Annotated in this window: 16 protein-coding genes; 13 read left to right on the top strand and 3 right to left on the bottom strand. The window is 40.7% G+C overall.

Annotated elements, in window-relative coordinates; all coding sequences use genetic code 11:
- On the top strand, positions 1-198 hold a 198-nt coding region (locus RB622_RS15665), incomplete at its 5' end, for a hypothetical protein (RefSeq protein WP_308047514.1).
- A 143-nt stretch (positions 199-341) separates the two neighbouring features.
- Here the strand turns inward: RB622_RS15665 and RB622_RS15660 are convergent.
- Both RB622_RS15660 and RB622_RS15655 read right to left on the bottom strand, forming a co-directional pair.
- Positions 342-851: a helix-turn-helix transcriptional regulator gene (locus RB622_RS15660; RefSeq protein WP_308047513.1), complete on the bottom strand. Its 510-nt coding sequence runs from the start codon at positions 849-851 to the stop codon at positions 342-344.
- Between the two features lie 106 nt (positions 852-957).
- Positions 958-1,629 carry a hypothetical protein gene (locus RB622_RS15655; RefSeq protein WP_308047512.1) on the bottom strand — a complete coding sequence of 224 codons (672 nt, stop codon included), beginning with the start codon at positions 1,627-1,629 and terminating at the stop codon, positions 958-960.
- Between the two features lie 169 nt (positions 1,630-1,798).
- On the opposite strand from RB622_RS15655, the gene RB622_RS15650 reads away from it, so the two are divergent.
- Entirely contained in the window at positions 1,799-2,077 is a 279-nt protein-coding gene (locus tag RB622_RS15650) for a hypothetical protein (protein ID WP_308047511.1), read from the top strand.
- Positions 2,078-2,166: 89 nt separating this feature from the next.
- On the opposite strand, the gene RB622_RS15645 is transcribed toward RB622_RS15650, so the two are convergent.
- Positions 2,167-2,331 carry a hypothetical protein gene (locus tag RB622_RS15645; RefSeq protein ID WP_308047510.1) on the bottom strand — a complete coding sequence of 55 codons (165 nt, stop codon included), beginning with the start codon at positions 2,329-2,331 and terminating at the stop codon, positions 2,167-2,169.
- A 225-nt stretch (positions 2,332-2,556) separates the two neighbouring features.
- On the opposite strand from RB622_RS15645, the gene RB622_RS15640 reads away from it, so the two are divergent.
- The 11 genes from RB622_RS15640 to RB622_RS15590 all read left to right on the top strand — a co-directional run bounded on the left by RB622_RS15640 (position 2,557) and on the right by RB622_RS15590 (position 9,981).
- On the top strand, positions 2,557-2,985 hold the full coding sequence (locus tag RB622_RS15640) for a hypothetical protein (protein WP_308047509.1): 429 nt from the start codon (positions 2,557-2,559) through the stop codon (positions 2,983-2,985).
- Positions 2,986-3,092: 107 nt separating this feature from the next.
- Positions 3,093-5,819, top strand: coding sequence for a BT4734/BF3469 family protein (locus tag RB622_RS15635; protein ID WP_308047508.1), 2,727 nt, complete (start codon positions 3,093-3,095; stop codon positions 5,817-5,819).
- 275 nt (positions 5,820-6,094) lie between these two features.
- Positions 6,095-6,388 carry a hypothetical protein gene (locus RB622_RS15630; protein WP_308047507.1) on the top strand — a complete coding sequence of 98 codons (294 nt, stop codon included), beginning with the start codon at positions 6,095-6,097 and terminating at the stop codon, positions 6,386-6,388.
- A 412-nt stretch (positions 6,389-6,800) separates the two neighbouring features.
- Positions 6,801-7,640 carry a hypothetical protein gene (locus tag RB622_RS15625; RefSeq protein WP_308047506.1) on the top strand — a complete coding sequence of 280 codons (840 nt, stop codon included), beginning with the start codon at positions 6,801-6,803 and terminating at the stop codon, positions 7,638-7,640.
- Positions 7,641-7,676: 36 nt separating this feature from the next.
- On the top strand, positions 7,677-7,955 hold the full coding sequence (locus RB622_RS15620) for a hypothetical protein (protein WP_308047505.1): 279 nt from the start codon (positions 7,677-7,679) through the stop codon (positions 7,953-7,955).
- A gap of 11 nt (positions 7,956-7,966) precedes the next feature.
- Positions 7,967-8,203 carry a hypothetical protein gene (locus tag RB622_RS15615; RefSeq protein ID WP_308047504.1) on the top strand — a complete coding sequence of 79 codons (237 nt, stop codon included), beginning with the start codon at positions 7,967-7,969 and terminating at the stop codon, positions 8,201-8,203.
- 177 nt (positions 8,204-8,380) lie between these two features.
- Positions 8,381-8,572 carry a hypothetical protein gene (locus tag RB622_RS15610; RefSeq protein WP_308047503.1) on the top strand — a complete coding sequence of 64 codons (192 nt, stop codon included), beginning with the start codon at positions 8,381-8,383 and terminating at the stop codon, positions 8,570-8,572.
- A gap of 5 nt (positions 8,573-8,577) precedes the next feature.
- Positions 8,578-8,829, top strand: a complete 252-nt coding sequence (locus RB622_RS15605; RefSeq protein WP_308047502.1) for a hypothetical protein — start codon at positions 8,578-8,580, stop codon at positions 8,827-8,829.
- A gap of 65 nt (positions 8,830-8,894) precedes the next feature.
- Entirely contained in the window at positions 8,895-9,434 is a 540-nt protein-coding gene (locus RB622_RS15600) for a hypothetical protein (RefSeq protein ID WP_308047501.1), read from the top strand.
- An 80-nt stretch (positions 9,435-9,514) separates the two neighbouring features.
- Entirely contained in the window at positions 9,515-9,760 is a 246-nt protein-coding gene (locus RB622_RS15595) for a hypothetical protein (protein WP_308047500.1), read from the top strand.
- The gene (locus RB622_RS15590; RefSeq protein WP_308047499.1) at positions 9,757-9,981 is read left to right on the top strand and encodes a hypothetical protein; all 225 of its coding nucleotides are present in this window, start codon (positions 9,757-9,759) and stop codon (positions 9,979-9,981) included. The genes RB622_RS15595 and RB622_RS15590 overlap by 4 nt, the downstream gene beginning before the upstream one ends.
- The last annotated feature ends 18 nt before the right edge of the window (positions 9,982-9,999 follow it).

The following is a 9,999-nucleotide window of genomic DNA, read 5'->3' as shown; positions in this document are numbered from 1 at the left end:
AAAAGCGTTCCGTTCCACCTCACGGGGTGTCAGGGATATTTCATTCTTCCTTTTCAGACTATCCAAACTCTACGCATGAAGTCCCGATTCAATTCCCCCCAAGAATTTGGCTTGATCCGAAGAATTGAGGTCTTAAAAACAAAACTTTCCAGCAATGTTACAGCAGAAAAAGCAAGAAACCCAGCTACTAGTATGTAAGTAGCTGGGTTTCAATGTTTTCACACTTGGCCGAAACGGCCATCGTGTGACCCATAGGGGAACAAAGGTATTTGATTCAACGATTTGTATTATAGTCATCTTGGAAGCCCGGAGCCTCCTTATGTGAGCGAAACTGTGAGCAATTAAGCTACGTCAACCTGTTCGGTCGCTTCATCAACCTGATCGGCTAATGAATTTAGCTTAATTACGTCACGGGTGACATTTTCACTCACATCAGACTTTCCCAGTAATACATCAACGGTCTTCTGTAATCCTTCAATTTGTCTGTCCTTAACATCTATCTGATTTAACAGTCTTTTAAACTGCTCTTCCAAACTTGCCAAATGTTCCAAAAGATAATTTGACTCATCCTTTGTCACCTCGGGATTTATTTCTCCCCTCCATCTCCCAACAATCTCCTCAGTAGACACACCCAAAACTTTTGCCCACTTAATAATATCACCGTTATTCATGTCAGTCCGTTTAAAATTGTTATAAACAGCCTGCTTGCTTATCCCTAGCTCCTTAACTAAATAAGAAGGAGAAATTGTTTTCTCGTCAACTATTTGTCTTAATACAAGACCTATTGGTAGTTTGCTCATAACTATATACAAGTTTAATACTTTACTAAATATCCCTAGTGCTTTACGCATAAAGTACAAATATTGACGAAATATGTATAAATATCAAACCGTTCACATAGTTTGTAAACCATTTAAAACAAAAAGTACAGTATTAAAGGTTACAGATTAACCTATACTACATTTTGAAATCTAAATCTTCAAGTATTTTCATCATGCGCCTGATAGATTTTTTCTCTTTGTTTGAAATCTCCCTATCAAAAACCCTGTCTTTACCTTCATATCTCATTTTTGCAACCTTGCTATTCGAAATCTCTTTCAATATTAACAAATCAATGTTGCTTGGCTTTTTATCAACATATTCCCATACTAAACCTGAACCATTATCGCGCGTAATTTTCTCTTCAGGCAGAATAGTCCTTTTTTGACCATCAATTACAAAATGATAAGTTGATACGAAGAGCCAATCGTCACCAGAGTATTGTATTTGCAGCCTTGGATAGACATAATCCCCAGATCTACCAAGATATAGCAAAATTTCATTTTCAATGCTTGTCTTTGGGCTATTGGGATCTTTATAGAATGTCGTTTCTTGAAAGTCGTCTTTATCCTTACGCAATCCACTTAAAATCTTATCAATATCAGCCGAAGAAAAGGTTTTAGGCTCAGCTATTTTAACTGTATCAAGACTTTTTTGCTCTGCCGGACTTTCGTTAACCGTTGATGTTGATTCATTTTTTGAATCACAGCTTTTTCCCAATTGGCCAATCCCAATAAAAACCAGCACACCAATACCTACTTTTTTCCATAATGCCATTTTCTTTTTTGAGGGTAATTCTTCTTGTTTCATAAATACAGTCAACTGACTATTAAGTGGTTAAAAAATATAATAAAAAAATATTAAATATTTTAACTTACAAAGGTTGACTTTGTCAACTCTTATAAGTTACCTTTGCTTGCATAAAGATTAATGCAACTAGCGCAATAATACAACAAGTACCAATAATACCAAACCCACTATGCAAAAGCCAACAAAGACAAAAGTCAGAAGGGAGGAATTTACACCCCTAGGTCACATTTACTACAAACAGGCTAAACCATGGCAACGCACTAAGATTGAGGCAGAAGTATTCAATGAATTAGGCCTAAAACGTTCATCAGTGAGGGCATACATGGTCAGTACGCCTGGTTACAGAATGCGTGCTGACATGAAGGAAATTATTCTGAGAACCTTACCCGAAGCAAAAGATTGCTTCATAGATCCAAGAATTAAAAATCAAAAAACACAACCTGTATGAATCCTGCCCCTTCTCTTTCGTCGCTTATCGGCCAGTTCATTTTTGGCGGCCGGGTTACTGAATTCTGCGTTAAAAATCCCGGCTATGTCTCAGCCTTTGGATGCCTTGCTTTTACGATGTTGGTTGTGATATGCGTTCAAAGTAGCAACCGGAACCGATATGGAAATTAATGCTTTGATCTGGCTTGCTGTTGTTGCCAAAATGGGCGTTACGGCATACTTGTTAATTAAAGAACTAAGAAACCCCTTGGACATGGATAAGTATGAAAAAGAGCGGCAAAACCACCACTGTACCGGACAATGAGCATATCCCCTTTTCGCTGGACTACATTATGTGTCCGGACTGCGAAGAAGTTCAGAGTGCAAAGATTTCGCTTACGTACCCCTTCCATACTTACTTTCACACCTGCATTAACTGCAAAAGGGTGATCAGAAAGAAAGACTGGAAGTCAATACAATAACAAACTAAATACCTCCAAAATGAACCTAAATTCTATAATTCAGGCCTGGGAAAATAATGCCCTGCCTGCGGATCTTACCGTCCTTGATGCGTACAAAAAGGAGATTGATAATTGCGAGAAACACGCATTTGAAGCCTGGCGAACCACTACAAACAAAGCCATGGCAAAGATGCTGATGAATGAGCTAATCCTGTATGCTGACGTCTCGGTTGCGATACTTTTAGAAAAATCATTAAAGGCCAGGGAAACGTCCATAGTGAATAAATATGCTGTTTTAACGCTATCAAAACATCAACGTATAATACTTAACGGTTTACTGTTATACTACACGGCTAACTTTGGAGAAAACACGCAAAAAGTAAAAGATACCCCTGGTTGTCATGCTCTCGAAATAGAACACGACATGATTTCAGAAATGCTTCAAGAACTTCAATTCATTTTATCCTAACTCATTCATTCCCTGCTCTCTGATCTTGATTATTTTGGAGGGAGTAGTATGCTTCTCAAACCGGTACTGCCGGTTCTGAGAGCAGGGAAATAAATCATCATCTCAACATGTCAGAATTTAGTCTTTTTTTAGGAGGCATTAACGTCAAAAAACCGGATCGGTCCATCTCGTTGGAGGAAGTGATTACCTGGGTCCGTGATGGAAAATATTCGACCGAAATTGCCAACGTCCGGGCGGCTTCAAACCCCAAAGAAGCCGCGTTTCACAAGAAGTCATTGGACTTTGTTACACCTTCCGGCATCTTTTCGCCTACCAGGTTAGCCGCTAACTTGCAGGAACATAGCGGGCTGATTGTCATTGACCTGGATCACATCCAGTCACCCGAAAGTTTGAAGCTACAATTTCAACAGGATCCCTTTGTAAATGCCTGTTTTGTTTCGCCATCGGCCAATGGGTTGAAGGTGATAGTCAAGATAAAAGATACCGACCGCCACAAAGAGACGTTTGCGGATCTTGCATTTTACTTTAACACTTCTTACATCCTGTATGACCAGGAAAAGGTTGATCCCAGCGGCTCGGATGTATGCCGTGCCTGCTTTCTGTCGCACGATCCTACGGCTTATTACAATCCAGATTCAAAGGTTTACAGCATTCAGAATCGCATTCCGGAGAAACCCAAAAGTGAGCGCCAGATTGAAAAGGACGCCACGGAGTTGGAAAAGTGGGTTTCTGTACTGACTGACAGGATCGAAACCCATACGATGGACATCTGTAACGATTACGGCACGGAGTGGCTACTGATCGCTTTTAGCTTGTCCGTCCTGAAAGAAAACGGTCGTAGTTACTTCCACCGTATCAGCAAGCAGAACGCGAAGTACAACGAAAAGGATACGGACGCCAAGTTTGATAACGCGCTCAAAACAAGCCGCTTTACAAATATCGCCAAATTGGTTTCTATCTGTAAAGATTACGGTATCGACACGAGCCAACCGGGAAAAGAGAAACCGGTTAAAGAAAAATCTGAAACTAAAAATACCGTTCAAGACAACTCGCTGACTGACAAGAAAAAAGCTAAAAAGGAAAATCGTGAGGACCTGCACCCGACTGTCTGGTATAAGGATGGCGGCATGGAAATCAAATCAGGGAAGTATTTTGACGAAGTGGCTCCGAACTTCCAGGTCTTTATTAAGTACAAAACCGAGGACGAACAGGAAAACGTCACCTGGATTTTAGAAATCAAGAAAATTGACGAAGATCCTATCTACTTGGAGGTTTTCCACGATGACTTTTGCAGTGCCCGGAAGCTTAAAAACATGCTGGCCACAAAGCGCCTTGGTTTTAAAATTAAGGATGGCCACCTGGATGAGCTGCATTCTTATCTTTTCACCAGGACAAAGTTCAGTTCTGCATTAAAGGTTTTGCGATATGGGTTTCACAAAGACAGCAAGGTCTATTTTTTCGCCAACAAGGCGTTAAACCTTACGTCTGGTGAAATAGTAACCCCTGACGATTTTGGAATTGTTGAAGCTAATGAATTTCATCTTTCTATTCCTAAGAAGACCAAAATGCGTCAGCAGCGTTACACGCTTAGCGATACGGATATTTCATTTCAGGAATTTTGGAAACTGTATGCAACGGCACATACCTATGACAAGTCGTTTGTACCGATCTGCTTTTATATTTTCAGCCTGTTTAGAGATATCGGATTGAAGTATAAAAACTTCTCACCTATTCTGTTTTTGAAAGGTGGGTACGGGACTGGTAAATCTTCCATGATCCGCGTTTTAACAGCTGCATTTGGTTACAAGCAAGAGGGTGTAAACTTGAAATCAAAGAATACGGATGCCGCCCTGATCAAGCTAATGAGCCAGACGTCCAATGCAATAATCTGGTTTGATGAGTTTCACAATGAACTGCCAAATGAAGGCTTGTTACAAGCAGCTTATGACAATGATGGTTATCATAAATCTACCGGTGATAACGAAAGTATTGATACCAACACCGTTGAGATATATAGCGCGCTGGCTCTGACAAGCAATTACTTGCCACAAAATGACATTTTCTTTTCACGCTGCCTGTACATCGGTATCAACTCCCAAAAGAAAACGGACCAACAAACTGAGGCATTCAATAAGCTGAATGATCTGGAAGATACCGGATTAGGTTGTTTGACAGTGGAACTTCTAAGGCACCGGCAAATACTTGAAGCGAATGACAACTACCTGGTTAGTTTAAACCGAATTTCCAAAGGTTTTAAAGTAGCTACCAAGGGACAAAACATTCCTCAAAGGTTTTTCGAAAATATGGCACAAGTTATGGCAGCAGCCTACACGTTCCAATGCCTGGGATTGATCAATATCCTAACATTTGAAACGAGCAATGAGGATGAAATACTCCAAGAATTTGTATCGATGGGCGTGACGGCCATTAACACGCAAGTGAGAATAATGAGCGACACCAAGGCCAGCGCTGAATTTTTCGAAATACTTCAAATGGCATTTGATGCAGGAGCAGTCCAGGAAGAATTACACTTCCGTTTTAACGGTGATAACATACTTCTCAATTTCAGGAAATTGTACAATATTTTTTCACAGAAATATTCTGTCACTTTTCGCAAAAATCCACCCGAAAGAGACGAGATACAAACGGAGCTTGCCACTTTGGCCGGACATTCCGATTGGGAATCACTATCAAAAGGTATCAGATTCGCTAATGATGGTACTGGAAGTTCCACCGCATCGACCATACCACAAACCGGGTCATGCGAGCTGAATTATAAGCAATTACGAGAAGTATATTCCATTGATTTCCAGAATAGACCTATTCTAAAATGACAGTAATCAAAAAATCAAAATAAAACTAAAACAGCTAAAAACGGCACTACAATACTACAAGAAGATATAAGTAATTAATAATCAATATATTATATGTATTTAAGTTGTAGTAAAAGTGTAGTAAAGGTGTAGTGTTGTAGTATTTGTATTTTTTGTAGTAAGAGCCGCACTACACTTAAAGCAAGTCAATCATCTGAAAATCAAATAATTACATTGATGTAGTATTGTAGTGAAAATACAACCTCCTAAAACTCACAAATTTTTCTGAAAAAATCATGGATATATCCCAGGAAAGTGCAATTGAAAACTTCGAAAAAGTTACGAGAATCGATGCAAACAGGTACCCTATTAACAAATACAGCCGGTGGTTGGACACAAAAGGGCGCTTGCTCATTATCACAGGCTTTTACCATCGATGGGACCCTGGATCACACTGTTTTGACAGGATAGCACTTGATGTGCTCATTGTTCCGGAAGAAAAGGTGGAATACATGGAAATCCGGGATTTCATCCAGTTTATACGCCTTCAAAAACTAATGCCCTGGAAAGAAGAACAAGCAGTTATTTAATCATACACCTTAACAGATTCGAACCCAATGGACGAAGACAGCTTTGAGTACAAGCAGTTCGCGCTTTCCGAAAATGACATTTTGCAAGGATTTATTATTCGAGACGGTCAGAAAACAACAGTTGGTATTGAAGACTTATGTCAAGAATCTGAACTGTCTTCTACGCAAATTGCAATGAATCAATACTATTAACCTTAACAGCTTCGAACCTATGCAATTCCCAGAATGGAAGGGGGACGAATTTGTCCCTGACGAAAAAGCAAAATATCACTGGGGCACCGTCCCGACCAAACTGTCGAAGTCACGGTAATGATGTGGACTAAGGCATACACAGGATTCTGGTACATAAGGCTGCCAAATGGAATACCGCACTACACAAAATTTTTATCAAAAATTTAAACAATCAATTTCAATGCAAAAAGTAATATCACTTGGCTTAGGCGTTCAGTCCACCGCATTGTATTACATGAGTAGTAAGGGGATTCTACCACGGGCCGACTATGCTGTTTTCTCTGATCTTGGACGGGAAGGAACAAAAACATATCAGTACCTGAAATACCTGCAAGCCTGGCAAAAAGCAAACGACGGAATCGAGATTGTGGTCAGAAATGAGCGAAATCTGTACACAGATCTATTAAATGTCAACGAAGACGGGCAATCCAGATTTTCATCGATACCAGCATATACCGAAAACGGTGACGGATCCGAAGGAATGCTTAGAAGGCAATGCACGGGGGAGTATAAAATCCAAGTGGTTGATAACTGTATCCGGGACCGTTACGGGCTGAAAAGTGGCGACCGTAGACCGTTAACGGAGGTTTGGCACGGCATAACCATGGACGAAATGGGACGCATGAGCATCCCAATGGAAGCATGGAAAGTCAATACATATCCTTTCATAGGATACGCGGCCACTAGCAAATTGAAGGGCTATAAAATTGATTGGGCAATAAGAAAAACACGGGGTGAAGTAATCCAATGGTATCATGAAAATGGCTTACCAGTTCCACCTAAAAGCTCTTGTATATTTTGCCCTTATCAGTCTGACTACTCCTGGCACCGCATGAAAACCGCCGATCCCGAGGACTTCGCTGACGCTGTCCGGGTTGATAAAGCCATTCGCAATTCAACCAAAAAGGGGGGCAAACAACCGGTCTATTTACATAGAAGCATGAAGCCCTTGGATCAAATAAACTTCAATCCAACCCTTGAAATTGACTGGGGCGATTGCTCAGGAAATTGTCACGTTTAATTTTTCAATAATCTATAAATCAATTAACTCAAAACCATGGGACAAATACTTCCTCTATCGCTATGCCTGTCGGACATCGACAAATCAAAAATCACAACCGGCAAAAATGGCAAATTATACCTGGCGATTTCGGTAGGTACTAAGGATACAAAAGACCAGTTCGGTAAAGATGTTTCCGCCTGGCATTCCCAAACCAAGGAAGAAAGGGAAGCCGAAGCAAAACGTGCCTGGCTGGGCAACGGGGAAATTGTTTGGGATAGTACCAACGGATCCCGCCCGGCCACACCAGAAGAATCTGACGACTTACCATTTTAACATTCTTAAAAATGAACAAAAAACGCTTGAAGGAATTGCAAAAAGTAATACCTGAACTCGAATCCATCATCGAAAAGATCCAGGGCATTTTAGATCAGGAACAGGAATCTTTCGACAACATGCCTGAATCATTCCAAACATCGGAAAGGGGCGAAACAGTTGAAAACAACGTTGGTGTGTTAGAGGATCAAATCAGTAACCTGGAAGATGTGGCAAATGAAATTAATGATCATTTCGAATTAGCATGATCTCAGAAGCAAAACCAGGGGAATTCACATTGGTATACAATGGTGACGGAGTCGCCTACCCCGTGGCACTGACCAAAGAACAACACCAAATTGTACAGGTACTTGTCCACCACGGACTACCTGGTACAATCGTGGTTGTAGGCAAACTCAAAGTAGAAACATCAATCATCGAAAATCATGAATGAAACTGAAATCAAGGCCGGGCAAACCTGGAAGACCCGAAATGGACTTTCTGTCCACATTGACGAGACAGGACTCGATAATGGAGCATTCCCAGTTAGATCCGGCCACAATTACTGGCAGGCGAATGGGAGGTATTGGGAAGACAACTACGATCACGGAAAAGATTTAATCACACTCATAAAATAAACATCATGGAAAAGCCCTATCAGTACGCAGCAATTATTACCACCCACCTCGCTACACTTTTTCAGGAAGAAAACTCTTTCAGTTTGGATATGAAGGAAATAACCGACCCGGAAAACTTCAAAGCTTTCTTACATGCGCTGTCCTCTGTTGTTCCCTGTCGGATGTACAACGAGTTCACGGGTGGTGATAAAAATCACCTTGAATTCAATCATTTGGCAAATCAACTGTGCTTTGAGTATATAGCCAAAGCCGACTAGTTTTCCCCGGATCCCTGGGCGATCGTCCAGGGATAATTTTACAATCATACACTGAATTTATACACATGGAAAATCTACATAAAGACAAAGTTTCGAACATTACGGACGCCATCATCTTTATCAAAACGTACAGAATTTTTGAAAAGTCGTCACTGAAATTTGGTAAGGATACTATCAAAACAGTTGTAAAAGACGATTATACGGTTAAGCACCTTTGTAATTCATGGGCTGGCCGCGAGAAAAATTTTGGTAGTTTCTTTTTAAACCTGGATCACTCCACCCAGGGCGATTTTATCGAATTCTTTGGAATCAACGTTCCGGGCCTGAAAGAATACACGGCAAAAAAAGAAGAATATCCGGCAGCGACATTATGGCTTTTAGCACCTCCGACCGTTGAATGGCTGCACGAACTGTTGAAATATTTTTATAACCACAGCGTCGATTCCTACAAAAATCTTCTGCTACCCGACATCAACTATCAGGGCGATAGGTACGGAAACTCAACCAACTGGGGTATTTACATTCTTTCCCTGCAAGAGGAGAATAAATACAGGGTGCTTAGCCAGCTGTATGACATTGTGATCAAGCCAAAAGAAACAAACTAAAACCAATCTGTGGAACAGTAAAACGTCACTGTTCCACAGATACCGTACAGCTGGGCAAATATTTTTAACCATCCATTTTCATGAAGATAGTCACAGTTAGGTTTTACAACCAAGAATCAAACGATGGGTTGTTTTCGATCCAGTTAGCCTATTTCCCGGTTTTTGTTAAAGGTCAGATCGTCCGATTTTCAAGACAGGATGGATCAAAAACATGGGGCAGTGTAATATCCGTGGAACAGTCTTTCGAAGAATGGGAATGTGGATCGATGGAAGGCACAAGCCACTTTCTTAATATCACCTTAATAGTAAGCCGGACGACAAAATGAGCTCAATTATTTCAAAACTCGCAGACGAAATAAAGCTGCATGGATCCTATGAGGCTTATTGCGCTTTCCGGGACCAGGTTAAAATAGAATCCGAACCAGAAGATGTTCCGCGCGTTCCCGGTTGGATTATACCAAAAGAAGGCAGTGAAACGTGGATAGAAAATATCCCCTGCAAAGATGCAAAGGCTTTCGAAAGAGAGGTTTTAGGAACAAGGAATTAGAAATTGTTCACATTAAAA

Source organism: Dyadobacter sp. LHD-138 (assembly GCF_030929615.1).
Taxonomy (GTDB): Bacteria; Bacteroidota; Bacteroidia; order Cytophagales; family Spirosomataceae; genus Dyadobacter.
This window is presented reverse-complemented; position numbering and strand designations above follow the sequence as displayed.